This window comes from Streptomyces sp. NPDC050439, from assembly GCF_040655335.1.
Taxonomy (GTDB): Bacteria; Actinomycetota; Actinomycetes; order Streptomycetales; family Streptomycetaceae; genus Streptomyces.
The window spans coordinates 560,138-585,257 of the sequence record NZ_JBFAJT010000006.1; the positions used below are offsets into that span (position 1 = coordinate 560,138).

The window sequence follows — 25,120 nt, forward strand, 5'->3', positions numbered from 1 at the left end:
AACCCCTGGTGACAAGAGCTTGCCGAAAATTGGTTTAGACCTTTACTCGGCTCGGCGGCTCCTCGCGGGGTTCTCCCTGATGCGGCGACGGTGTCACCTGGTCGAATACGTCGTCCGGGCTGTCGGTCAGCAGATAGGCCTGCGCCTCGCCGACATGGAAGTACATGCCATGCAGTTCGAGCGAGCCCTCGGCCATGCGGCGCGCCACGGACTCGTGGCCCCGCAGATGCGCCAACTGCTGGACCACGTTGGTCAGGCAGAGCTGCTCGACGGCGTCGGCGGGCGCCCGTCCGGCGAGCCGCGCCCAGCCCTCCTGCTCGTGGGCCGCCATGCGTTCCAGGCTCGGCATCCCGTGCCGCAGCCACCGCTTCAGGGGCGTCTGGGCGCCCCCGGGCGGAGTGGTGAGCAGCGCCTGCATCGCCCCGCACCCGGAGTGCCCGCACACGGTGATGGACCGCACCCGCAGCACGTCCACCGCATACTCGATCGCCGCGGCCACCGAGTCGTCGCCGCTCTCGGCACCCGGCAGCGGCACCAGATTGCCGACGTTGCGGACGACGAAGAGGTCGCCGGGGCCGCTCGACGTGATCATCGACGTCACGAGGCGGGAGTCGGCGCAGGTCAGGAAGAGCTGTGAGGGCTGCTGCCCCTCGCGGGCGAGCCGGGCCAGCTCCCCCCGCACGTGCGGTGCCGTGTTCCGCTGGAACGCGCTGATCCCGCTGGCCAGTTGATGCCCGCTGGGTCGTGTCTCGCCCTGCGGTGCTTCCTGGGGACGGTCGCAGTGGTGGTTGCGCCAGGCCGTCCAGGGGCGGCAGCAGGAGTGCGACGAACTGGCGGGTTCGGCGATCCGCGTCCCGGCACGCCCGGTCACCTCGACGGCGCCGCCCTGCGCGGTGTGCGCGTCCTGCCAGCACTGAAGCGCTTCGTACGCCGCGTGGTCCATGAACGATCCGTCCAGCTCGATGACGGCCGAAGCGCCGTGCGGAACAAGATGCAGCGCCCTGCTGAGGCGCGGTACGGCGAGGAAGGTCAACTGCCCGCGCACACGCACGTGGTGGACGCCGTCCTCCTCGGTGTGCGTGATCCGAGTGCGGGCGAGGCGGTGCAGCGCGACGGCCACGGCGACGGCGACACCGATGGTCACGCCTTCGAGCACCCCGAGGAAGACCACACCGAGCGTCGTGGTCGTGTACACGAGGATCTCGCGGTGGCGGGTGATGGTGCGGATGTGGTTCAGGCTCACCATCTGGATGCCGACCGCCATCACCAGGGCGGCGAGCGCGGCGAGCGGGATCAGCTCGAGGAGGGGGACCAGGAGCAGGGCGGCCACTACTACCCAAACGCCGTGCAGCATCGTGGAGTTCCTGCTGACGGCACCCGCGCGCACATTGGCCACGCTGCGCACCGCGACCCCGGCGACGGGGAGTCCGCCGAGCGCTCCGGACACTGCGTTGGCGGCGCCCTGGCCGAGCAGTTCGCGGTTCAGGTCGGAGCGGATGCCGCCGGCGCGCGGGTCGCGCCGCGCGGAGACCAGCTTGTCCACGGCGACGGCGCCGAGCAGTGACTGCACGCTACAAACCAGCGTGACCGTGAGGACGGCGGCTACGAGCCCGAGGGCGGGGCCCTCCGGCAGGCCGACCAGAGCGTGACTGCGCCACGACGGCAGATCGACCTTGGCCACGCTCAGCCCGGCGACCACGGAGACGGCCGTGGCGGCCGCTACGGAGACCAGGGGAGCGGGTACGACACGCAGGGCTTTGCCCGTACGCCCGGGGATCCGCGGCCAGAGCAGCAGCAGCGCCAGGGTCAGCAGGCTGATGGACAGCGCCGCCGGATGTACGTCGGCCAACTGGGCGGGCAGACCACGGAGGTTGTCGAGCACGGAACTTTGCGGGGTGCCGCCGAGCACGATGTGCAGCTGGGCGACGGCGATGGTGACCCCGATGCCGGCCAGCATGCCGTGCACGACGGCCGGGCTGACGGCGAGCGCCGTGCGCGCCACGTGCAGGCAGCCGAGGGCGAGTTGGCAGAGCCCGGCGAGAACGGTGATGGCGCAGGTGGTCCGCCAGCCGTACTGGTGGATGAGGTCGGCGGTGACGACCGTGAGCCCTGCGGCGGGCCCGCTGACCTGCAGCGGCGATCCGCCGACCCATCCGGCGACCAGGCCGCCGACGGCAGCGGCGACGAGGCCTGCCTGGAGCGGCGCGCCGGTGGCGAGCGCGATGCCGAGGGACAGCGGAAGGGCGATCAGGAAGACGGCGATCGACGCGGAGACGTCGGCGCCGGCGATGCGGAACTTACGGCCCTTGCGGAACTTGCCGGGCGGCGGCGCGTGGGGCTCGTGGTCGCGTGAGGCGTGGGCCGAGTCGGTGGCATGGGTGGGGACGCAGGCAGACATGTTTTCCCGTCTCCTCCGGGGCAGCGCGGTCGCGGAACAGGGGGCCCTTCGGAGGTCTCCGGCGGGCGGGGTCGCGGCCGTGGGTCACGGCGTTGCAGCGGCGGGATTTCTCAACTCTCGGTAAACGAATCGTAATGGAGAGTAAAGGCTATGGATAGACAAGCAGGGCAAATGGGGCACTAGATCACTCCGAAGGGTGAATAAAGCATTTTGTCGGCTTGTCGCACCACGTGGCTCATGACCCCGTGCGACGTTGGCGGCGCTGTGGTTCATTCCCGGGCAATTACGGACTAATCGCTTCCCGGTGGTGATCCCTGAAGTGCCCCCGTGGGCTCCCTGCAGTCCCCTGCAGCCGTGCCCCATTCGAAGCCGACTCGAAGGAAGAAGGTGGGCGGAAGATGGCCGCCACCCAGAGGATCCAGCGGATCGCCGCGGGCACCACCGCCCTCGTGGCATGCGTCGCGGTACTGGCCGGCTGCTCCAGCGGCGACACCGGCACCAAGTCAGGCGCCTCCGGCGCCAAGAAGGCATCTCCCGCCCCGGCCCCCAAGAGCGCGGTCCGCATGATCGGCGACGGCTCCACCGCCTTCACCGGCCGCCAGCCGCACCTGCCCGAGCCCGCCCGGCTGAGACCCGGCCAGAAGCCGCCCCAGTTCGTGGTCTTCTCCTGGGACGGCGCGGGCGAGGACAGCCAGAAGCTCTTCTCGCACTTCCGCAAGGTGGCCAAGCGCAACGACGCCACGATGACGTACTTCCTCAGCGGCGTGTACATGCTCCCCGAGGCGAAGCGGAAGCTCTACGATCCGCCGCAACACCAGTCCGGCGCCTCGGACATCGGCTTCAACGACCGCAAGGGAATCAAGGACACCGTGGAGCAGCTCCGCGGCGCCTGGCTCGAGGGCAACGAGGTCGGCACCCACTTCAACGGCCACTTCTGCGGCGCCGGCCGCGGTGTGGGCGAGTGGTCGGTCGAGGACTGGAAGAGCGAGATCAACCAGGCCAAGTCGTTCGTGAAGGCCTGGAAGACGAACACGGGCCTGAAGAAGGCGCAGCCGCTGCCCTTCGACTACGACAAGGAACTCATCGGAGCCCGCACGCCCTGCCTCGAAGGCCAGAAGAACTTCATGCGGGCCGCCCGCGACCTGGGCTTCCGCTACGACACCAGCGGCGTCAACAACCAGGTCTGGCCCAAGAAGAAGGAAGGCCTCTGGGACCTGTCGATGCAGCTGGTCCCCGTACCCGACCGCAAGTTCGAGACGCTGACCATGGACTACAACTTCATGGTGAACCAGTCGGGCACGACGTCACAGGGCGACCCCAGCAAGCACGAGTACTGGGGTGACCAGATGCGTGACGGGCTGCTGGAGGGCTTCGACCGCGCCTACAAGGGCAACCGCGCCCCGCTGATCATCGGCAACCACTTCGAGTCCTGGAACGGCGGCACGTACATGCGCGCCATCGAGGAGACGATCGAGACGGTCTGCACCAAGCGCGACGTGCGCTGTGTCTCCTTCCGTCAACTGGCCGACTGGCTCGACGCGCAGGACCCGCAGACCGTGCAGCGCCTGACCAAGCTCCCGGTCGGCAAGGAGCCGAAGGAGGGCTGGAAGTCCTTCCTCTCCGCCCGGCCCGCACCGGCCCCGAAGGGCGTACCGGGCGCTCCGGCAGCCAAGCCGTAGCCCTTCGCCGCAGCGCCCCTGGCCTGGTTCAGGCCGTGGCGACGGTCCGCTCACGCAGGACGAAGTCGGGGTCGACCTGGGCAGCCAGGTCGGCACCCGTCCGTTCGTTGCCCCAGCTCTGCGCGTTCTTCAGGTGGAAGTGGACCATCTGGCGGGTGTAACGGTCCCAGTCCCTGCGGTCGTACGAGGTGTCGACGGCGCTCTGAAGTGCCTGCAGGGAAAGGCGGTTGTCGTCCTCCAGGAACTCGAACCGCGGCGGGCGGCCCTTCTCCATGGCGCGCACCCAGTCCGAGTGCCCGACCGTCACCAGGAGGTCGTCGCCGACCTGCTCGCGCAGGAAGTCGATGTCGTCCTGGCCCTGCACCTTGTTGCCGACGACCTTGAGGTCGACGCCGAAGTCCCGTGCGTATTCCTTGTACTGGCGATAGACGGAGACCCCCTTCCGGGTCGGCTCGGCCACCAGGAACGTCATGTCGAAGCGGGTGAACATGCCGGAGGCGAAGGAGTCCGAGCCCGCGGTCATGTCCACGACCGCGTACTCATCGCGCCCGTCGACGAGGTGGTTGAGGAGGAGCTCCACCGCCCCCGTCTTGGAGTGGTAGCAGGCGACACCGAGGTCGGCTTCGGTGAACGGCCCTGTGACCATCAAACGCACGGCTGCGTCGTCGAGTTCCACCGGCCGCGCACACGCGTCGTACACGGGGTTGTCCTCGCGCACCCGCAGGATGCGCGAGCCCTCGCCGGGCGGTGTCGTCTTGATCATCGTGTCGGCGGAGGCGATCCGCGGGTTGGAGCCCCGCAGGTAGTCCTTGATCAGGGGGAGGCGCGCGCCCATGGCGGGCAGGGCGGCGGCGTCGGCCTCGTCGAGGCCGAGCGCGGGGCCCAGGTGCTGGTTGATGTCGGCGTCCACCGCGAGGACCGGTGCTCCGGTGGCGGCGAGGTGTCGGATGAAGAGCGAGGACAACGTGGTCTTGCCGCTGCCGCCCTTCCCTACGAAAGCGATCTTCATGTTCACCAAGGGTAGCCGGACGATCACGTGACGTATCGATGCGGCGTGAAGAAGACCACTCCTTCGTGGGGCGGGCGCCCGGGGTGCGTAGGGTCGTACTCATGAGTACGACAGCCGATCCGCTCGCGGCCCTGGGCGCACTGCCCGGCGTGGCCGACTCCGTGGACTCCGTGCGCAAGGCCGTGGACCGGGTCTACGGGCACCGGATCATGCGGCGCCGCAGCAATGAGGTCACCTCCGAGGCGGCGCTGCGCGGCGCACGTGGCTCGGCGGCCCTCTCGGGTGCCGACTGGGCGCTCGAAGAAGTGCGTCGCCGAAGCGATTTCAGTGGCGACGATGAGGCCCGCACGGTCGGCGCGGCCCTGCGGCTGACCGCGGAAGCCGGTCAACTCCTCTCCATCTGGCGTCAGTCGCCGCTCCGGGTGCTCGCGCGCCTCCACCTGGTGGCCGCCGCCGAGAACGACGAGGCGGCGGGGCGGCCGCGCCTGGCGGGCGAGCCGGTCGACGAGCCGCTGATCGAGCTCGCCGTGCCGGACTCCGGCGAGGTGGCGGGCCGCCTGGAGGGTCTCTCGCAACTGATCATCGCGGGCGGCTCCGCGCCGGCCCTGGTGACGGCCGCCGTGGTGCACGGCGAGCTGCTCAGCCTGCGACCCTTCGGCTCGCACAACGGCCTGGTCGCGCGGGCGGCCGAGCGCATCGTCCTGGTGGGCAGCGGCCTCGACCCGAAGTCCGTCTGCCCGGCGGAGGCGGGTCACGCGGAACAGGGTCGCGCGGCCTACGTGGGGGCGCTCGACGGCTACGCGTCCGGTACCCCGGAGGGGATGGCGGCCTGGATCGCCCACTGCGGGCGCGCGGTCGAACTGGGGGCCAGGGAGTCGACGGCGGTCTGCGAGGCGATGCAGCGCGGCGCCGCGTAGAAGGGCCCACGCGGGGATGCGGCGGCCCTGCACACGAATGCGCCCTACACAGGGATGCGGCGGTACGAAACTTCTCGTACCGCCGCTGGCATGTTCACCGGGTTACCAAGCGTCCTCGAAGGTTGCCCATCAGGTCGGGACTTTGCCCGTCACCTGGTGCGGCTGGCCCGTAATCGACGGGTCGACGTCGCGTGGGTGCTCGGTGTTCATGCTTCGGTCCGTGGGGCCTTGGTTGCGTTTAAAGGTAATCCTCTCGGATGTCCTTGGTCTCGCGGGCCGTTGACTCCTTTGTACTCCTGTCCTGGGGTAAGCGGAAGTCCTGGCACTACTTCTTTACTTTTAGGTTCAAACAAGGGTGAATCGGGCGCGTGAGGTCCGGCGTCGGCTCACGAACCACACCAGGCCCGCCGTGGCCGCGGCGGCACCCACGGCCGCCACCGCGACGAGCGCGGGCCGCGACGGCTTCTGGCGCCGCTCCTTGAGCCGGACCGGGCGGTGGAAGTCGAGAATCGGCCACCCGCGCGCGAGAGCCTCGCGGCGGAGGGCCCGATCGGGGTTGACCGCGTGCGGATATCCCACGGATTCGAGCATGGGGACGTCGGTCGCGGAGTCGCTGTAGGCGTGGCAGCGGTCGAGGTCGTATCCCTCGGATTCCGCGAGTTCCTTGATCGCGGCCGCTTTGGTGGGGCCATAGGCGTAGTACTCCACCTCGCCCGTGAAGCAGCCGTCGTCGCCGACCACCATCCGGGTGGCCACCACCCGGTCCGCGCCGAGCAGTTCACCGATCGGCTCGACGACCTCGGCGCCCGACGTGGAGACGATGACGACGTCCCGGCCTGCGGTGTGGTGCTCCTCGATGAGCGACGCGGCCTCGTCGTAGATGATCGGGTCGATCAGGTCGTGCAGCGTCTCGGCGACGATTTCCTTGACCTGCTGCACGTTCCATCCGCGGCACAGCGCGGAGAGATACTCGCGCATCCGCTCCATCTGGTCGTGGTCGGCTCCGCCGGCGAGGAAGACGAACTGTGCATATGCGGTGCGCAGAACCGCCCTGCGGTTGATCAGCCCGCCTTGGTAGAACGACTTGCTGAAGGTGAGTGTGCTCGACTTCGCAATGACCGTCTTGTCCAGGTCAAAGAAGGCAGCTGTGCGAGGCAAGGAGTGGTTTTCCACGAGGCCGAGCATAGGCGCCCACCATTCGGCGTAAGGTGAGGCGCGTGGGTTTGCCTGAGAAGGCTCTCGGGTACACCATGGAAGTCACGGATCGTTCGCGACCGTGCTAACCCGGTCTGGCTCCTCCCCCCCCGAGTCGGACCGTGGGGACGACCCCCGCTCTCCCCCCCGGCGGGGGTCGTCGCATGTCCGGATGGGTTTTCCGGGCTTCTTTCGACCCTCATCTGATCGCCTGACGCCGTCTGACGGCCGTTTTGGGTGATCTTTCGCATGCCCAAGATCCGTCACGGTGCGTAGTCGGCGGGCTGCTCTGTGGAAACCTTCGAGATGTCACCGGTATGGGTGAAGGGGATATTCACAGCCCTCGCCTTGTCCACAGTTATTGACCAAGATCCACACGTTATCCAGGACCGCTGCACGCTGAATCCGCTGCTTCTGCACGCGAAGTTCATGGCCGGATTGCTTTGGCCGACTCATCGCCGATGTGGAACGCGGCATTCAACGGGCTTGCAGTGAGAGGGGGCTGGAGATCGTGGCCGGAGTGATTACACGTGACATGTCGCCGTCGAACGACGGACGACAGGGCGGACCGCTGATCGTCACGGAAGACGTGGACCTGCTGGACGACCTGCTGCGGCTGTGCGCCGCGGCCGGAGCGCGGCCCGAGGTGCAGCACGGCGTGCCGGAGCGCAGAGGCGGCTGGGACGCGGCGCCGCTGATCCTCGTCGGGGACGACGCGGTGGACCGGGTGCGGGGCGCCGTGCGCAGGCGCGGGGTCGTGCTGGTCGGCCGGGACCAGGACGACTCGGGGGTCTGGCAGCGCGCGGTCGAGATCGGGGCCGACCATGTGCTGGTCCTGCCCGACGGCGAGCGCTGGCTGGTGGACCGCATCGCCGATGTCGCCGAGGGAGTGGGGCGGCCCGCGCTCACGGTGGGAGTGATCGGCGGGAGCGGCGGCGCCGGTGCCTCGACGCTGGCGTGCGCCCTCGCCGTCGCGGCGGCCCGCGCGGGGCGGCGCACGATGCTGGTGGACGCCGACCCGCTCGGCGGCGGGCTGGACGTGCTGCTGGGCGGCGAGGCCGCCGACGGACTCCGCTGGCCCGCCTTCGCGCAGTCCAGGGGCCGGGTCGGCGGGGGCGCGCTCGAGGAGTCGCTGCCCGAGCTGCATTCCCTGCGGGTCCTGAGCTGGGATCGGGGCGATGCGGTGGTCATCGCGCCCGAAGCCATGCGGGCGGTGGTCGCCGCGGCCCGCAGGCGGGGCGGGGTGGTGGTCGTGGACCTGCCGCGCCGCGTGGACGAAGGAGTGGCCGAGGCGCTGGCCCAGGTGGATCTGGGGCTCTTGGTGGTGCCCGCGGAGCTGCGCGCGGTCGCGGGTGCCCGGCGGGTCGCCTCGGCGGTGGGGATGGTGCTGCGGGACCTGCGGGTGGTGGTCGGCAGGGGAGGCGCCGGTCGCGGAGGCGGCGGACTCGGTGGGCCTGACGGCGCCGGGGAATTCGATGCGGAAGAGGTCGCCCGGCTGCTCGGGCTGCCGCTCGTCGGCGAAGTGCCGAGGGAAGCCGACCTGTTGGCCGCGCAGGCCGGGGGCATGCCGCCCGGAGGCGTCGCGCGGGGCCCGCTCGCCCGGTTCTGCACCGCCTTCTGGGACCGGGTTCCGGTCGACGCCACCGGGGGCGGCTCATGAGCGCCGTCGTGGGGGCCCGGATGCTGGACGGGGTGCGCCAGTGGCTCGCGGAGAACGGCACGGAGCCGACCCCGGCCCGCGTCGCCGAGGCGCTGCGGGCCCAGGGCAGGGTGCTCGGCGACGCGGAAATCCTCGGGACGGCTGAGCGACTGCGGTCCGAACTGGTGGGCGCCGGGCCCCTGGAGGCACTGCTCGCGGACGCCTCGGTGACCGATGTGCTGGTGTCCGCGCCCGACCGGGTGTGGGTGGACCGCGGCGGCGGCCTGGAGCTGACCGGGGTGTCCTTCGAGGACGCGACAGCTGTGCGGCGGCTCGCGCAGCGGCTCGCGGCCGTGGCGGGGCGGCGCCTCGACGACGCCAGGCCCTGGGTGGACGCACGGCTGCCCGACGGCACCCGCCTCCACGCGGTGCTGCCCCCGGTCGCGGTCGGATCGACGTGCCTCTCCTTGCGCGTCGTACGCCCCCGGGCCTTCACCCTCGCGGAACTGACCGCGGCGGGGACGGTGCCGCCGGGCGGCGACCGGGTGCTGCGGGCACTGATCGACGCCCGGCTCTCGTACGTGATCAGCGGCGGGACGGGGTCGGGCAAGACGACGCTCCTCAGCGCCCTTCTCGGTCTCGTCGGGCCGGGCGAGCGGATCGTGCTCGCCGAGGATTCGGCGGAGCTGCGCCCCGACCACCCGCACGTGGTGCGCCTGGAATCCAGGCCCGCCAACCAGGAGGGGGCCGGTCAGGTGGGCCTCGACGACTTGGTCCGGCAGGCGCTGCGCATGCGCCCTGACCGGCTCGTCGTGGGCGAGGTGCGGGGCGCGGAGGTGGTCCATCTGCTGGCCGCCCTGAACACAGGGCATGAGGGCGGCTGCGGCACGGTCCACGCCAACGCCGCGGGGGACGTGCCCGCCCGCCTGGAGGCGCTGGGTACGGCGGCGGGACTCGACCGGGCGGCGCTGCACAGCCAGTTGGCTGCCGCGCTGTCCGTGGTCATCCACCTCGTACGGGACCGCGCAGGCCGGCGGCGGATCGCCGAGGTGCATGTCCTGCAACGAGATGCCTCCGGCCTCGTGGTGACGGTGCCGGCGCTGCGATGGGGCGAGAAGGAGTTCGTACGGGAGCGGGGCTGGGAGCGGCTGAAGTCGCTCCTGGAGAGCGGCGGTTGGAGTGAGGGGCCATGAGCGCGATGGGCTTGGCGGCTGCTGTGTGCGCGGGCGGCTCGGCCTGGCTGTGGGTCGGGCGGGACCGTGAGCGGCGGCGGACGCGGGCGGTGCTCGGGGGTGAGGACGCGGCAGGGCCGTCGGCATGGCAGCGGGCCATGGCCCGCGTCGGCGGCCGGGTGCGGCACGAATGGTGGGCGCTGGCGTGCGGGGCGGCGGTCGCGCTGCTCGGGGAGTCCGTGCTTCCGCTGGTCGTGGGAGCGGCCGGAGTGCCGCTGATACGGCGCGTACGGCGGGGCAGGGACGCACGGCTCGCAGAGGAGCGCCGGGCCACCGAAGTGATCACGCTGTGCGGGTCGCTCGCGGGCGAGGTGCGGGCCGGGCGGCAGCCGGGGGAGGCGTTGCGGACCGTGGCGGCCGGGACCGGTGCCGGGCTCGGTGAGGCGCGGGCCGGGGTGCTCGCGGCGGCGCGGTTCGGCGGGGATGTGCCGGGGGCGCTGGAGGACGCGGCGCGGGAGCCGGGGGCCCGAGGGCTTGTGGGGCTCGCGGCGTGCTGGCGGGTGGCGGTGGACCGTGGCGCCGGGCTCGCGGCGGGCCTCGAGCGGCTGGAGGGTGCGCTCCGGGTGGAGCGGGACCAACGTGCCGATCTTCGGGCCCAGTTGGCGGGAGCCCGGTCGACCGCGGTGATGCTCGCGGGGCTGCCGGTCCTCGGGCTGCTGATGGGGAGCGCGCTGGGTGCGGAGCCCTTGCGGGTGTTGCTGCACACCGGGGCGGGGGTCGGATGCCTGGCGGTGGGCGGGGCGTTGGAAGGGGCCGGTGTGTGGTGGGCGCTGCGGATCGTACGAGGGGTGGAGGAGCGATGAGCCTTGTTGTTGTCCACAGGCTGGGGGTGGCCGTGTGGGGTGTGGCGGCCGTGCTCTGGCTGATGTCGGCTGCGCTTGCCGCGCGGCGTGAGCGGGTAGCCAGGGGGCGTACGGGAGTCGTGCTCGGGGTGGTGGAGCGGCTGCCGGAGGAGCGGCGGAGGCACTGGTTCCGGTGGCGGGGCGCGGTGCGGGGGTGGCTGGCGGTGGTCGGGGCGGTGAGTGCCGGGTGGGTGCTGGTGGGCGGTGTCGCGGGGTTTCTCGCGGGAGCCGGTGCCGGGTACGGGGTGTGGCGTTGGTGGCGGGGGCGAGGGACTCGCATCGCTGAACTCGACGCGGCAGAGGCGGCTCGTCAACTGCCGCTCGCCGCAGACCTGTTGGCGGCATGCGTCGCCGCCGGTGCGGGGCCCGTCGTGGCCGCTCAGGCTATCGGTGAAGCGCTGAAGGGGCCGGTCGGGGAACGGCTGGCGCAGGGCGCGGCGGAGGTGCGGCTCGGCGGCGAACCAGTCGATGCCTGGCGGAGGTTGGGCGCGATACCGGGCGCGACGGCGCTGGCCCGCCTGTTGGAACGGGCGGGGGACTCCGGGGCTCCGGCGGCGGAGCGGGTGGCGCGCCTCGCCGCGGACTGCAGGGCGGATCGGAGCCGCGCGGCGACGGCCGCGGCGCGCAGGGCCGGGGTGCTGATGACGGCACCGGTGGGGCTGTGCTTCTTGCCCGCGTTCATCGCGGTGGGGGTGCTGCCCGTGCTGATCGGCCTGGCGGGCGGGTTGTTGAGCGGCGTCTGAGCGGCTCGACCGATCGAAGTCGCGATAACGGAACGCGATGACAGAACGTACGGAAATTCTACGGGGGTTGCTATGTGGGGACAGCTGTGTGCGCGGGCGTCGAAGGTCCGGTCGTGCGGGGTGCGAGGGGACGCGGGGATGGTCACCTCGGAGTACGCGATGGGGCTCATCGCGGCGGTGGGGTTCGCCGGACTGCTCTACAAGGTGGTGACGAGCGGGCAGGTCAGGGCCGCGTTGCAGGCGGTCGTGGAGAAGGCGCTCGATGTCCAGTTCTGAACGGGCGCGGGGCGGCCGTGGCCGTGGCGGTGACCAAGGCTTCGTGACGGCTGAGGCGGCCGTGGTGCTGCCCACGCTCGTGCTGTTCACGATGGCGCTGGTCTGGGCGTTGCTGACCGCGTCCGCGCAGATCCAGTGCGTGGACGCGGCGCGGGCAGGGGCGCGGGCTATGGCCCGGCAGGACCCCGAGAGCGCGGCCGTGGCCGCGGCGCGGCAGGCGGCGCCGCAGGGCGCGGCGGTGGCCGTGCGACGCGACGGCGACCTGGTCCGGGTGGAGGTCGTCGCGGACTCGCCCGGGCCCGGGGCGCTGGGGCTCGGGCTGCGCCTGCGGTCGGAGGCGGTGGCGTTGGCGGAGGAGACGGTGGGGGTGAGCGCGTGAGAGGGCGGGACGGGTGGCGGGCTGCCGGGAAGGCCTCGGACCGGGGAGCCGCCACGGTGTGGGTCGTCGTCGTGATGGCCGTGCTGTGCGTCGTCTGCGGCGCGGTCCTCGCGATGGGGCAGGTGATCGTGGCCCGTCATCGAGCCGGCGGCGCGGCCGACTTGGCGGCACTGGCGGCGGCGGACCACTGGATGGAGGGGCGTTCGGGTGCGTGTGCCACGGCCGGTCGGGTGGCCGAGGCCCAGGGGGCGAGCCTCGTGCGGTGCGCGGTGCGCGGCGAGATCTCGGATGTCACGGCTGCGGCGAGCCTCGGCCCGTTCGTGACGGAGGTCAGATCCCGGGCGGGGCCGGCGGGACCGGTCGCTCCGGAACCGGAACCGGAACCGCAGCCGGAGTCGGAACCGGAGCCGAGGCCTCACGCGGAGGCTGTGGCGCCCACCGGGTGGCGGCCGGAGGTACGGCCGCCACGCGGCACCGGAGGGCGGCCAGATGCCCTTGTGGGGCTTGCTGGGCGGAGGCCTGAGGTGAGGGCAGGGCCCGCGCCCCGACGTGCCGGCCAGGAGCGAGCCCCGAGGCGGACGGCACGCGCCCCCTCACTCTCAGGGCGTGGGCGCGTCCTTGAGGAGGGTGGTGAGCAGGCGGATCGCGCCGCGCTTGTGCAGGGGATCGTTGCCGTTGCCGCACTTCGGGGACTGGATGCAGGAGGGGCAGCCGGCCTCACACTCGCAGGAGGCGATGGCCTGACGGGTGGCCGTCAGCCATTCCCGGGCCGTGTGGAAGGCCCGCTCGGCGAAGCCCGCGCCGCCGGGATGGCCGTCGTACACGAAGACGGTCGGCAGGAGCGTGTCCGGGTGGAGCGGCACGGAGACGCCGCCAATGTCCCACCGGTCACAGGTCGCGAAGAGCGGCAGCATGCCGATGGAGGCGTGCTCGGCGGCGTGCAGGGCGCCGCCGAGGATCTCCGGATTGACCCGGGCGGCGTCCAGTTGGTCCTCGGTGACCGTCCACCAGACCGCCCGGGTGCGCAGCGTGCGGGGCGGCAGGTCCAGCTTGGTCTCGCCGAGGACCTCGCCGGTGATCAGCTTGCGGCGCAGGAAGGAGACGACCTGGTTGGTGACCTCCACGGAGCCGTAGCAGAGACGGCCCGAACCCCAGGGGATCTCGGTGTCCGTCTCCAGGATGGAGATGGACGTGGTGTCGCGGGCGGTCGTGGAGTACGGCGGCCCGGCCTCCTCGACCAGGGCGACCGAGTCCTCCAGGTCCAGACGGCGCACGAGATACGTGCGGCCCTGGTGGAGGTGGACGGCGCCCTCGTGGACGGCGGTGTGCGCGGCGGACGCGTCGACGGTGCCGAGGAGCCGCCCAGTGCCCTCCTCGACGATCTGGACGGGCCTCCCGCCCTCGCCGCGGATGTCGGTGAGGTCGGCGGCCCGCTCCCTGCGGGTCCAGTGCCACGCCTTGGTGCGGCGGCGCAGCAGCTTCGCGGCCTCCAGCTGTGGGAGCAGGTCCTCGGTGGCCGGGCCGAAGAGGGCCAGGTCGTCGTCCGTGAGCGGGAGCTCCGCGGCGGCCGCGCAGAGGTGGGGCGCGAGGACGTACGGATTGTCGGGGTCGAGGACCGTCGACTCCACCGGCTGTTGGAACAGCGCCTCGGGGTGGTGGACGAGATACGTGTCCAGCGGGTCGTCGCGGGCGACGAGGACGGCCAGCGCGCCCTGCCCGGAGCGCCCGGCACGGCCCGCCTGCTGCCAGAGCGAGGCGCGGGTGCCCGGATAGCCGGAGATGATCACGGCGTCGAGACCGGAGACGTCCACGCCGAGTTCGAGGGCGGTGGTGGCCGCGAGGCCGAGAAGCTCCCCGGAGTGCAGCGCTCGCTCCAGGGCGCGGCGTTCCTCGGGGAGATATCCGCCCCGGTAGGCGGCCACGCGGCGGGCCAGGGAGCGGTCGACCTCGGAGAGGCGTTCCTGGGCGATCACCGAGATCAGCTCGGCGCCGCGCCGGGACCGCACGAAGGCGACCGAGCGGACGCCCTGGACGGTCAGGTCGGTCAGCAGGTCCGCGGTCTCGGCGGTGGCGGTGCGGCGGACCGGCGCGCCCTTCTCGCCGTGGAGTTCGGTGAGTGGGGGCTCCCAGAGGGCGAAGACGAGGTCACCGCGGGGCGAGGCGTCGTCGGCGACTTCTTTCACGGGAAGCCCGGTGAGGCGTTCGGCGGCGATGGCCGGCTCGGCGGAGGTGGCGGAGGCGAGGAGGAAGACGGGGTCGGAGCCGTAGCGGGCGCAGAGGCGGCGCAGGCGGCGCAACACCTGGGCGACGTGCGAGCCGAAGACGCCGCGGTAGGTGTGGCACTCGTCGATGACGACATAGCGCAGGGCGCGCAGGAAGGAGGACCAGCGGGGGTGGGAGGGGAGTATCCCGCGGTGCAGCATGTCGGGGTTGGTCAGGACGTAGTTGGCGTACTGACGTACCCATTCGCGTTCTTCGACGGGGGTGTCGCCGTCGTACACGGCGGGGCGGATCGCGTTGCCGAGGGGCTCCGCGAGCTCGCGTACGGCGCGGCGCTGGTCGGCGGCCAGGGCCTTCGTGGGGGCCAGGTACAGCGCGGTCGCGCCACGCCCGTTGGGAGCCTCGGAGCCGTCCAGGAGGGCCGAGAGCACGGGAGTGAGATACGCCAGCGACTTTCCCGAGGCGGTTCCGGTGGCGACGATGACCGACTCGCCGTCCAGGGCGTGCTCGGCGGCGAGTGCCTGGTGGGCCCAGGGGTGCTCGATCCCGGCCGACTGCACCGCGGCGACGACCTCGGGGCGAATGCGATCAGGCCAGACTGCATACCGGGCCTCGCGCGGGGGCAAGTGCTCCGTATGAGTGACGCGCGAAGCACGGCTCGGCCCCGCGGTGAGCCGGTCCAGGACCGTCCGTGGAGACGTGCGTACCGGGGCGCCCGCGGCGGGTCCTCCGGGCGGAGAAAAGTTGGCCATCGGCACCGAGTGTGTCACTGGCGGGATGGACAATGGTCCCAAGGCGTCGTGCACGCCTGCCTGTAAGTGATTGAATGCCATCGCGGCTGGCGATCCGTCCTGGGGGCTCTGCCGAGGTGTCCCGAGGGATGACCGCTCGATAGCAAGGTGCTGGAGGATCCGTGGACCTGTCCCTGTCGACCCGTACCGTCGGCGATCGTACGGTCGTCGAGGTCGGTGGCGAAATCGATGTTTATACCGCGCCCAAGTTGCGCGAACAGTTGGTCGAGTTGGTGAACGACGGCAGTTTCCACCTGGTCGTCGACATGGAGGGCGTGGACTTCCTCGACTCCACCGGACTCGGCGTTCTGGTCGGCGGCCTGAAGCGGGTGCGTGCCCATGAGGGCTCGCTGCGCCTGGTCTGCAACCAGGAACGCATTTTGAAGATCTTCCGCATCACCGGCCTGACCAAGGTGTTCCCCATTCACACCTCGGTCGAGGAAGCGGTCGCGGCCACCGACTGAGAGCCGGATGTCCCGGGTCGCCTGCTTGTGCGGCCCGGGGGTGGCAGTACAGCAGGGGACCGGGCCCTCGGCCCGGCCCCCTGACAGCACGCGCGTATGTCCGAGGGGGAATGCATGGCCACCGTTGAACTCCGCTTCAGCGCGCTGCCCGAGCACGTCAGAACTGCTCGGCTCGTGGCGGCGGCGGTCGCGCGCAGGGCCGGGGTGGACGAGGCCGTCCTCGACGAGGTCCGGCTGGCCGTCGGCGAGGCCTGCACGCGTGCCGTCGGGCTGCACCAGAGCAGCGGCGTCTCCGCGCCGGTGCGGGTGGCCCTGATCGAGGACGAGAAGCAGTTCTCCATCGAGGTCGGCGACGAGGCCCCCCACGCGACTCCCGGCGACCGGACATCCGGCTCGGGGTCCGGTTCGGCCGACGATCTTGAGGCCGAGGGCGAGGACGAGATGGGTCTCGCCGTCATCAGCGGGCTCGTGGACGACGTGGAGGTCACCGCCGGCGAGGGCGGCGGTCTCATCCGGATGACGTGGCCGACGGCCCCGGTGCCGCTCGTCTGAGCCAATCCCTGAGCCGTCCATGTGTCGGATCTGAGCCGGGCTCCGGCCCGGCGCGCTTCGGCTCCACCTCGCCTCATCAAGGTCTTGCTCCCCGCCCGGGAGCAGGGCCTTTTTCTTTTTGGATCATTGCCCCGGTCAATTGCCTCGGGACTGGCGGTCGCCGTCAACGCTTTTGGGGCATTACCGCTTTCGGGGTCAATCTGTGGTCGCGATCATTTGCTGGGAAGCAATCTCGCGCCAATTCCGTTTGCGGCGCTCTGTTTTGATCAGGTTCAGCTCCCTACAATCCGTCCACATCTTGAGCTCAGCCCAAGCGTCAAGGAGGACGAATGGCGGGGCTTTCTACCCCTCATCAGATCGACCATCCCTCAACCCTCGCAGCCGCAGTACTGACCGACGACAACCGCCTCATCGTGATGGTCATCGCGGCCGTCGCGGTGGCGGCTCTCGTGGTCGCCTGGGTGCTCGTACGCCAGGTACTCACGGCCGACGAGGGCACCGACAGCATGAAGAAGATCGCGAAGGCGATCCAGGAGGGCGCCAATGCCTACCTAGGCAGGCAGTTGCGCACTCTCGGTGTTTTCGCCGTCGTGGTGTTCTTCCTGCTCATGCTGCTGCCCGCAGACGACTGGAATCAGCGTGCCGGCCGATCGATCTTCTTCTTGATCGGTGCGGTGTTCTCGGCGACCACCGGCTATATCGGCATGTGGCTCGCCGTACGCAGCAATGTTCGTGTGGCGGCAGCCGCCCGAGAGGCCACTCCGGCGGAAGGGGAACCCGAAAAGGATCTCACCGCCGTTTCGCACAAGGCCATGAAGATCGCTTTCCGCACGGGCGGCGTTGTCGGCATGTTCACGGTGGGGCTCGGTCTTCTGGGCGCCTCCTGTGTGGTGCTCGTCTACGCGGCCGACGCGCCGAAGGTCCTGGAGGGCTTCGGCCTCGGGGCGGCGCTGATCGCGATGTTCATGCGTGTCGGCGGCGGCATCTTCACCAAGGCCGCCGACGTCGGCGCCGACCTGGTCGGCAAGGTCGAGCAGGGCATTCCGGAGGACGACCCGAGGAATGCCGCGACCATCGCCGACAACGTGGGCGACAACGTCGGCGACTGCGCGGGCATGGCCGCCGACCTCTTCGAGTCGTACGCCGTGACCCTCGTCGCCGCGCTGATCCTCGGCAAGGTCGCCTTCGGCGACTCCGGACTCGCCTTCCCGCTGATCGTTCCGGCGATCGGCGTCGTGACGGCGATGATCGGGATCTTCGCGGTGGCGCCGAGGCGCTCCGACCGCAGCGGCATGACCGCCATCAACCGCGGGTTCTTCATCTCCGCGTTCATCTCGCTGGCGCTCGTGGCCGCGGCGGTCTACGTCTACCTGCCGGGCTCGTACTCCGACCTGAACGGTGTCACGGACGCGGCGATCGCCGGTCATGACGGCGATCCGCGGGTCCTCGCGGTCGTCGCCGTCGCGATCGGCATCGTCATGGCCGCGCTGATCCAGCAGCTCACCGGCTACTTCACGGAGACCAGCAGGCGTCCGGTGAAGGACATCGGCAAGACGTCCCTCACCGGACCGGCCACCGTCGTCCTGGCCGGCATCTCGATCGGGCTCGAATCGGCCGTCTACACCGCGCTCCTGATCGGGCTCGGCGTCTACGGTGCGTTCCTGCTCGGCGGTACGTCGATCATGCTCGCCCTGTTCGCGGTGGCGCTCGCCGGAACCGGCCTGCTCACCACGGTCGGCGTGATCGTCGCCATGGACACCTTCGGTCCGGTCTCCGACAACGCGCAGGGCATCGCCGAGATGTCCGGTGACGTCGAAGGCGCCGGCGCGCAGGTCCTCACCGACCTGGACGCCGTCGGCAACACCACCAAGGCCATCACCAAGGGCATCGCCATCGCCACGGCGGTCCTCGCGGCCGCGGCGCTCTTCGGCTCGTATCGCGACGCCATCGCGAGCGCGGCCAAGGACGTCGGCGAGAAAATGGGCGACGGCGCTCCGATGAACCTGGTCATGGACATCTCGCAGCCCAACAACCTGGTCGGCCTGATCCTGGGCGCCGCGGTCGTCTTCCTCTTCTCGGGGCTTGCGATCAACGCGGTGTCGAGGTCGGCCGGAGCGGTGGTCTACGAGGTGCGGCGGCAGTTCCGCGAGCGCCCCGGGATCATGGACTACTCCGAGGAACCGGAGTACGGGCGCGTCGTCGACATCTGCACCAAGGACGCGCTGCGCGAGCTGGCCACGCCAGGTCTGCTCGCCGTGCTCACGCCGATCGCGGTCGGCTTCTCGCTCGGCGTCGGCGCGCTCGGCTCGTTCCTGGCGGGCGCGATCGGCACCGGCACGCTGATGGCGGTCTTCCTCGCCAACTCCGGCGGTGCCTGGGACAACGCGAAGAAGCTCGTCGAGGACGGCCACCACGGCGGCAAGGGCAGTGAGGCCCATGCCGCGGTGGTGATCGGCGACACCGTCGGTGACCCGTTCAAGGACACCGCGGGCCCCGCGATCAACCCGCTCCTGAAGGTGATGAACCTGGTGGCGCTGCTCATCGCGCCGGCGGTCGTCCAGTTCAGCTACGGGGACGACGCGAGCGCGGGGATGCGGGCACTGATCGCGGTGCTCTCGATCCTCGTCATCATCGGCGCGGTGTACGTCTCCAAGAGGCGGGGCATCGCCGTGGGCGACGAGGAGGAAGGTGGTGCGGAGCCGGTAAAAAGCTCGCCTGATCCGGCCGTGGTCTCGTAACGCCGGGTCAGACTCTGCCCAACACAGGGGCGGGCGGCGCGTTTTGACGCGGCGTCCGCCTTTCGTGTGTGTCGTGCGCTCTCTGGTGAGCCTTCTCATGCGCTCTCGCCTTGGTGCAAATGGCTTCAATAGGGGTGGTACCGGACCCCCGGCATGCGGTTGTAGCCCAGTTGGCGTGTAAGTTCCGGGGCCGAGAGCCATGGAAGGGACCAATCCGGTGAACAAGAAGCTTGCAGCCGCACTGTCCGGCGGTGCGGTACTGGTACTGGCGCTGTCGGGCTGCAGCGACGACGGCAACGAGAAGCTGGACTCCTGGGCCAAGGACGTCTGTGACTCGGTTCAGCCGCAGTCGAAGAAGATCGCCGCCGCCAACGCCGCGATCCAGAAGGAGACCTCGGACAACAGCTCGCCGGAGGACGTCCAGAAGACCGACTCCAAGGCGTTCCAGGACATGTCCGACGCCTACAAGGCGATGGGCACCGCGGTGAAGGACGCGGGCGCCCCGCCGGTCGACGGCGGCCAGAAGAAGACCGACGACGCGGTCAAGGAACTGAACGCCATCTCCAAGTCGTACGGCGACCTGAAGAAGAAGGTCGACGGCCTGGACACCAAGAACCAGGCGGACTTCGCGGACGGGCTCAAGAGTGTCGCGGGCGAGCTGGACAAGCTGAGCAAGAGCGGCAACAAGGCGCTGGAGAAGTTGCAGGAGGGCGAGGTGGGCAAGGCGATGAGCAAGCAGGACAGCTGCAAGTCGGCCAGCGCCACGCCTTCTGCCGCGTAGGGGTCGCCTTCCCTTCTGCGACTTGCTGCCCCGGAGCCTCGGGAAAGATCCCCCGGCGCCGGGGCAGCGGCGTATACGAGCGTATGCGGGTCACAATGAAGGGGTGAGTATCGCTAGCGCCCCCCTGCCCTCGTCCGATCGTGCCGACGTCTCCGCCCAGCTGCGGGAAGCCCTGCTGGAGGCCGACTTCACCGCTGACGGGCTGCTGGAGCTGCTCGGGGCGCCCGCCTACACGGCGCTCGCCCGCAGCGAGACCGTGCCCGCGCTGCGGGCCACCCGCGGCGAAGGTCCGCTGGAGACGCTCGTACGGCTCTTCCTGCTGCAGCGTTCCGTGCCGCACGCGCGCGTGGCGGCCGTTCTGCCGGTCGGCCCTCTACAGGAGAGCGGTTGGCTCTCCGCGGCGGACGGTGAGGGCGCGCTGAAGGCGACGGTGGACGTGCGGCCCTACGGCGGGCCGAGCGGCGAGGACTGGTTCATCGTCTCGGACCTGGGCTGCGCGGTCGGCGGCGCCGGTGGCATCGGCAACCACGACGAAGGCGTCGTCCTGGGAGTCGGCGGGGCGTCGACGACGCTCGCCGGGCTCACCGTGCGTACGCCCGTGGCCAGTGCTCTTGACCTCGGCACGGGCTCCGGCATCCAGGCGTTGCACGCCGCGCAACACGCGACGCGGGTGACGGCGACCGACCTCAACCCCCGTGCGCTGCACATCACGCGGCTCACGCTCGCGCTGTCCGGCGCTCCCGAGGCGGACCTGCGCGAGGGCTCCCTCTTCGAACCCGTGGGCGAGGAGACGTACGACCTGATCGTGTCCAACCCGCCGTTCGTGATCTCTCCCGGGGCGCGGCTCACCTATCGCGACGGCGGGATGGGCGGGGACGATCTGTGCCGGTCGCTCGTTCAGCAGGCAGGGGAGCGGTTGAACGAAGGGGGGTACGCGCACTTCCTCGCCAACTGGCAGCACGTGGAGGGCGAGGAGTGGACCGAGCGGCTCCGGTCATGGGTGCCGCGCGGATGCGACGCGTGGATCGTGCAGCGTGAGGTGCAGGACGTCACGCAGTACGCCGAGCTGTGGCTGCGCGACGCCGGGGACCACCGCACGGACCCGGAGGAGTACGCGGCGCGGTACGACGCGTGGCTCGACGAGTTCGACGCCCGCAAGACACGCGCGGTCGGGTTCGGATGGATCACGCTGCGCAAGTCCGCGACAGGGGCCGGTTCCGCCGAGCCGACCGTGACCGTGGAGGAGTGGCCGCACCCCGTCGAGCAGCCGCTGGGCGAGACGGTGCGGGAGTTCTTCGCGCGGCAGGACTACCTGCGGACGCACGACGACGCCGCGCTGCTCGCAGGGCACTTCAAGCTCGCGGACGAGGTCGTGCAGGAGCAGGTCGGGCTGCCCGGCGCCGAGGACCCCGAGCACGTCGTGCTGCGCCAGCACCGCGGGATGCGGCGGGCCACCAAGGTGGACACGGTGGGCGCGGGCTTCGCCGGTGTGTGCGACGGCACGCTGAGCGCCGGGCGGATCCTCGACGCCATCGCGCAACTGGTGGGCGAGGACCCCGTATTGCTGCGCGACCGCACGCCCGCGCAGATCCGGCTCCTTGTCGAGCAGGGCTTCCTGGTGCCGGTCGACCTGTAGTCGGCACGCGGGGGGCCGCCGGGCCGTTGGCGGTACGCGTACGGCGTGTCTCGTACGTTTCGCGGACATGGGTCCCGCGTCGTGGGTGGGATGGATGGACGTCGGCGACCGCCGGACGTACATCGAGAAGGTGGACTGTACGAACCAGCCCCGCGGCGATTGGTTCCGGTCGAGTCGGGCCGAGCGCCGACCGGTGTTTCTGCCGGGCGCCCTTCGTTCACCCGAGGTTCGCGCCCCGGATTCCCGGGCGTGTCAGTTTGCCGATCCGGGAACTCAGTACGGGGAGGCAAAGACATGGAGAGTGGACCAGCGATCTTCGCGGGCACGGTGTTCGCGCTGTTCGGAGCGGGACTGCTGCTGTGGACCGGAGCACGCGTGGCACACCGCGCGCCCGTCGCCGACGGTGTGAACCCTGTCGCATCGGCGACGCTCGCCGCGCTCGCCGGCTCGGGCGCACTGGTGCTCGGAGTGTGGTGTTTCACTCGCCTCTGACCGGAAGCGGCCGGTGGCCGCGGGACGCGTACGGGCCGTAGGCCCGGCGCCGGTGCCGAGCCGGTGGTGAAGCCGGTGGTCAAAGGGCAGGTCGCCACTCCGGGCGGCAGGAATGGCGGTAGTCGGGTTACCGTTCGAGTGGCCGTTGCGGGCTTTTCCCGTTTGACACGGGGGCGGGATGTACCGTCACACTCCGCAGCGTCAGCGCAACTCAAGCGCACCGAGCGAGGCCACGCAGCATGGCCCCGAAGCCACGCAGCACGGCCACCGAGTACCGACCGGAGAGAAGAGCGAAGTTGTCCCCGACCAGCGAGACCGCAAAGGGCGGCCGCCGACTCGTCATCGTCGAGTCGCCTGCCAAGGCGAAGACGATCAAGGGTTACCTCGGCCCCGGCTACGTAGTCGAGGCGAGCGTCGGGCACATCCGCGACCTCCCCAACGGCGCCGCGGAGGTACCCGACAAGTACACCGGCGAGGTGCGCCGCCTCGGCGTGGACGTCGAGAACGACTTCGAGCCCATCTATGTCGTCAACTCCGACAAGAAGGCGCAGGTCAAGAAGCTCAAGGACCTGCTGAAGGACTCCGACGAACTCTTCCTCGCCACCGATGAGGACCGCGAGGGCGAAGCCATCGCGTGGCACCTCCTCGAGGTCCTGAAGCCCAAGGTCCCGGTCAAGCGGATGGTCTTCCACGAGATCACCAAGGCCGCGATCCAGGGCGCCGTCGCGAACCCGCGCGAGCTCAACAAGCGCATGGTCGACGCCCAGGAGACCCGCCGCATCCTCGACCGTCTGTACGGCTACGAGGTCTCGCCGGTCCTGTGGAAGAAGGTCATGCCGCGCCTGTCGGCCGGCCGTGTCCAGTCCGTGGCGACCCGGCTCGTCGTCGAGCGTGAGCGCGAGCGCATCGCCTTCCGCTCCGCCGAGTACTGGGACCTGACGGGCACCTTCGGCACCGGTCGCACCGGTGACGCCTCCGACCCCTCGCAGCTCGTCGCGCGCCTCACCACGGTCGACGGCAAGCGCATCGCCCAGGGCCGCGACTTCAACTCGGTCGGACAGCTCAAGTCCGACACCCTGCACCTGGACGAGACCAACGCCCGCGCGCTCGCCGCGGCCCTGGAGAACACCAGGTTCGCGGTCCGCTCCGTCGAGTCCAAGCCCTACCGCCGCTCTCCGTACGCGCCGTTCCGTACGACGACGATGCAGCAGGAGGCCAGCCGCAAGCTCGGCTTCGGCGCGAAGGCCACGATGCAGGTGGCGCAGAAGCTGTACGAGAACGGCTTCATCACCTACATGCGTACGGACTCCACGACGCTGTCCGACACGGCGATCACCGCCGCTCGCGCGCAGGTCACGCAGCTGTACGGCAGCGACTACCTGCCGGACAAGCCTCGTACGTACGCCGGGAAGGTCAAGAACGCGCAGGAGGCGCACGAGGCGATCCGCCCCTCGGGTGATCGTTTCCGCACGCCCGCCGAGACCGGCCTGACCGGCGACCAGTTCCGGCTCTACGAACTGATCTGGAAGCGGACCGTCGCCTCCCAGATGAAGGACGCGACCGGAAACTCCGTCACGGTGAAGATCGGTGGCACGGCCGCCGACGGCCGCGACGCCGAGTTCAGCGCGTCCGGCAAGACCATCACCTTCCACGGCTTCATGAAGGCCTACGTAGAGGGCGCGGACGACCCGAACGCCGAGCTCGACGACCGTGAGCGCAGGCTCCCGCAGGTCAACGAGGGCGACGCGCTGACCGCCGACGAGATCACCGTCGACGGCCACGCGACGAAGCCGCCGGCCCGCTACACCGAGGCCTCGCTGGTCAAGGAGCTCGAAGAGCGCGAGATCGGCCGCCCGTCGACGTACGCGTCGATCCTCGGCACGATCCTCGACCGCGGCTACGTCTTCAAGAAGGGCACGGCCCTCGTGCCGTCCTTCTTGTCCTTCGCCGTGGTCAACCTCCTGGAGAAGCACTTCGGGCGGCTCGTCGACTACGACTTCACCGCACGCATGGAGGACGACCTCGACCGCATCGCGCGGGGCGAGGCGCAGGCCGTGCCGTGGCTGAGGCGGTTCTACTTCGGCGAGGGCGACGACTCCGGTGTCGCCTCCAGCGCGGGCAACGGCGACGGCGACCACCTCGGCGGGCTCAAGGAACTGGTGACCGACCTGGGTGCGATCGACGCCCGGGAGATCTCCTCCTTCCCCGTCGGCGACGGCATCCTGCTGCGGGTCGGCCGCTACGGCCCGTACATCGAGCGCGGCGAGAAGGACTCGGAGGGCCACCAGCGCGCCGACGTGCCCGACGACCTGCCCCCGGACGAGCTGACCGTCGCGTACGCCGAGGAGCTGCTCGCCAAGCCGAGCGGTGACTTCGCGCTCGGCACCGACCCCACGTCGGGCCACGAGATCATCGCCAAGGACGGCCGTTACGGCCCGTACGTCACCGAGGTGCTCCCCGAGGGCACCCCGAAGACGGGCAAGAACGCGGTCAAGCCGCGGACGGCCTCGCTCTTCAAGTCCATGTCGCTCGACACGGTGACGCTCGAGGACGCCCTGAAGCTGATGTCCCTGCCGCGCGTGGTCGGGGCGGACGCCGAGGGCGTGGAGATCACCGCGCAGAACGGCCGCTACGGCCCGTATCTGAAGAAGGGCACGGACTCGCGGTCCATCGAGACCGAGGAGCAGCTATTCAACATCACGCTGGAAGAGGCCCTCGCGATCTACGCCCAGCCCAAGCAGCGCGGGCGGGCCGCCGCCAAGCCGCCGCTCAAGGAGCTCGGCGAGGACCCGGTCAGCGGGAAGCCCGTCGTCGTCAAGGACGGCCGCTTCGGTGCGTACGTCACGGACGGCGAGACCAACGCGACGCTGCGGGCCGCCGACAGCGTCGAGGACATCACCGCCGAGCGGGGCTACGAACTGCTCGCCGAGAAGCGGGCGAAGGGTCCTGCCAAGAAGACCGCCAAGAAGGCGGCGAAGAAGGCCCCCGCCAAGAAGACGGCCGCCAAGAAGACGGCTTCTACGGCTGCGAAGAAAACGGCCGCAAAGAAGACGACGGCCGCGAAGAAGACCACTACGAAGACGGCGGCCGCCAAGAAGACCGCTGCTTCGGCGGCGAAGGCGTCCGACGCCGAGTAGG

The 25,120-nt window shown here is 70.6% G+C and carries 19 protein-coding genes and 1 pseudogene; 16 read left to right on the plus strand and 4 right to left on the minus strand.

Going from position 1 to position 25,120, the window contains the following annotated elements; all coding sequences use genetic code 11:
* Positions 1–34: 34 nt before the first annotated feature.
* Positions 35–2,398 (minus strand): SulP family inorganic anion transporter, encoded by a 2,364-nt coding sequence (locus tag AB0I66_RS27140; protein ID WP_363210540.1) that lies wholly within the window; start codon positions 2,396–2,398, stop codon positions 35–37.
* Between the two features lie 398 nt (positions 2,399–2,796).
* On the opposite strand from AB0I66_RS27140, the gene AB0I66_RS27145 reads away from it, so the two are divergent.
* Positions 2,797–4,077 carry a hypothetical protein gene (locus AB0I66_RS27145; RefSeq protein ID WP_363210541.1) on the plus strand — a complete coding sequence of 427 codons (1,281 nt, stop codon included), beginning with the start codon at positions 2,797–2,799 and terminating at the stop codon, positions 4,075–4,077.
* Between the two features lie 28 nt (positions 4,078–4,105).
* On the opposite strand, the gene AB0I66_RS27150 is transcribed toward AB0I66_RS27145, so the two are convergent.
* Positions 4,106–5,086: an ATP-binding protein gene (locus AB0I66_RS27150; protein WP_363210542.1), complete on the minus strand. Its 981-nt coding sequence runs from the start codon at positions 5,084–5,086 to the stop codon at positions 4,106–4,108.
* Positions 5,087–5,187: 101 nt separating this feature from the next.
* Between AB0I66_RS27150 and AB0I66_RS27155 the strand changes: the two genes are divergently transcribed.
* Positions 5,188–6,003 carry an oxidoreductase gene (locus tag AB0I66_RS27155; protein ID WP_363210543.1) on the plus strand — a complete coding sequence of 272 codons (816 nt, stop codon included), beginning with the start codon at positions 5,188–5,190 and terminating at the stop codon, positions 6,001–6,003.
* A gap of 345 nt (positions 6,004–6,348) precedes the next feature.
* On the opposite strand, the gene AB0I66_RS27160 is transcribed toward AB0I66_RS27155, so the two are convergent.
* Positions 6,349–7,188, minus strand: coding sequence for an HAD-IB family hydrolase (locus tag AB0I66_RS27160; RefSeq protein ID WP_363210544.1), 840 nt, complete (start codon positions 7,186–7,188; stop codon positions 6,349–6,351).
* Positions 7,189–7,708: 520 nt separating this feature from the next.
* Here AB0I66_RS27160 and ssd point away from each other — a divergent pair.
* The 7 genes and pseudogenes from ssd to AB0I66_RS27195 all read left to right on the plus strand — a co-directional run.
* Positions 7,709–8,857 (plus strand): septum site-determining protein Ssd, encoded by a 1,149-nt coding sequence (ssd, locus tag AB0I66_RS27165; protein WP_363210545.1) that lies wholly within the window; start codon positions 7,709–7,711, stop codon positions 8,855–8,857.
* Entirely contained in the window at positions 8,854–10,029 is a 1,176-nt protein-coding gene (locus AB0I66_RS27170; protein ID WP_363210546.1) for a TadA family conjugal transfer-associated ATPase, read from the plus strand. The genes ssd and AB0I66_RS27170 overlap by 4 nt, the downstream gene beginning before the upstream one ends.
* Positions 10,026–10,871: a type II secretion system F family protein gene (locus AB0I66_RS27175; protein WP_363210547.1), complete on the plus strand. Its 846-nt coding sequence runs from the start codon at positions 10,026–10,028 to the stop codon at positions 10,869–10,871. Before AB0I66_RS27170 ends, AB0I66_RS27175 begins: the two co-directional genes overlap by 4 nt.
* Positions 10,868–11,653 (plus strand): type II secretion system F family protein, encoded by a 786-nt coding sequence (locus AB0I66_RS27180; protein ID WP_363210548.1) that lies wholly within the window; start codon positions 10,868–10,870, stop codon positions 11,651–11,653. Before AB0I66_RS27175 ends, AB0I66_RS27180 begins: the two co-directional genes overlap by 4 nt.
* A gap of 72 nt (positions 11,654–11,725) precedes the next feature.
* Entirely contained in the window at positions 11,726–11,929 is a 204-nt protein-coding gene (locus tag AB0I66_RS27185) for a DUF4244 domain-containing protein (RefSeq protein WP_363210549.1), read from the plus strand.
* Positions 11,916–12,308, plus strand: a complete 393-nt coding sequence (locus tag AB0I66_RS27190; protein ID WP_363210550.1) for a TadE family type IV pilus minor pilin — start codon at positions 11,916–11,918, stop codon at positions 12,306–12,308. The genes AB0I66_RS27185 and AB0I66_RS27190 overlap by 14 nt, the downstream gene beginning before the upstream one ends.
* Positions 12,305–12,670 (plus strand): annotated as a pseudogene (locus AB0I66_RS27195) (Rv3654c family TadE-like protein); the annotation flags it as partial. The gene AB0I66_RS27190 and the pseudogene AB0I66_RS27195, both read left to right, overlap by 4 nt.
* A gap of 237 nt (positions 12,671–12,907) precedes the next feature.
* Here the strand turns inward: AB0I66_RS27195 and AB0I66_RS27200 are convergent.
* Positions 12,908–15,361 (minus strand): DEAD/DEAH box helicase, encoded by a 2,454-nt coding sequence (locus AB0I66_RS27200; RefSeq protein ID WP_363210551.1) that lies wholly within the window; start codon positions 15,359–15,361, stop codon positions 12,908–12,910.
* 80 nt (positions 15,362–15,441) lie between these two features.
* On the opposite strand from AB0I66_RS27200, the gene bldG reads away from it, so the two are divergent.
* From bldG to topA, 7 genes are all read left to right on the plus strand, one after another.
* On the plus strand, positions 15,442–15,783 hold the full coding sequence (gene bldG / locus AB0I66_RS27205; protein WP_003975386.1) for an anti-sigma factor antagonist BldG: 342 nt from the start codon (positions 15,442–15,444) through the stop codon (positions 15,781–15,783).
* Between the two features lie 114 nt (positions 15,784–15,897).
* On the plus strand, positions 15,898–16,335 hold the full coding sequence (locus AB0I66_RS27210; protein ID WP_363210552.1) for an ATP-binding protein: 438 nt from the start codon (positions 15,898–15,900) through the stop codon (positions 16,333–16,335).
* A gap of 329 nt (positions 16,336–16,664) precedes the next feature.
* Positions 16,665–19,073 carry a sodium-translocating pyrophosphatase gene (locus AB0I66_RS27215; RefSeq protein ID WP_363210553.1) on the plus strand — a complete coding sequence of 803 codons (2,409 nt, stop codon included), beginning with the start codon at positions 16,665–16,667 and terminating at the stop codon, positions 19,071–19,073.
* Between the two features lie 199 nt (positions 19,074–19,272).
* On the plus strand, positions 19,273–19,854 hold the full coding sequence (locus AB0I66_RS27220) for a small secreted protein (RefSeq protein ID WP_363210554.1): 582 nt from the start codon (positions 19,273–19,275) through the stop codon (positions 19,852–19,854).
* Between the two features lie 103 nt (positions 19,855–19,957).
* Positions 19,958–21,490, plus strand: a complete 1,533-nt coding sequence (locus tag AB0I66_RS27225; RefSeq protein ID WP_363210555.1) for a class I SAM-dependent methyltransferase — start codon at positions 19,958–19,960, stop codon at positions 21,488–21,490.
* Between the two features lie 294 nt (positions 21,491–21,784).
* The gene (locus AB0I66_RS27230) at positions 21,785–21,982 is read left to right on the plus strand and encodes a hypothetical protein (RefSeq protein WP_363210556.1); all 198 of its coding nucleotides are present in this window, start codon (positions 21,785–21,787) and stop codon (positions 21,980–21,982) included.
* Positions 21,983–22,278: 296 nt separating this feature from the next.
* Positions 22,279–25,119 (plus strand): type I DNA topoisomerase, encoded by a 2,841-nt coding sequence (topA, locus tag AB0I66_RS27235; protein ID WP_363210557.1) that lies wholly within the window; start codon positions 22,279–22,281, stop codon positions 25,117–25,119.
* Position 25,120 lies beyond the last annotated feature (1 nt).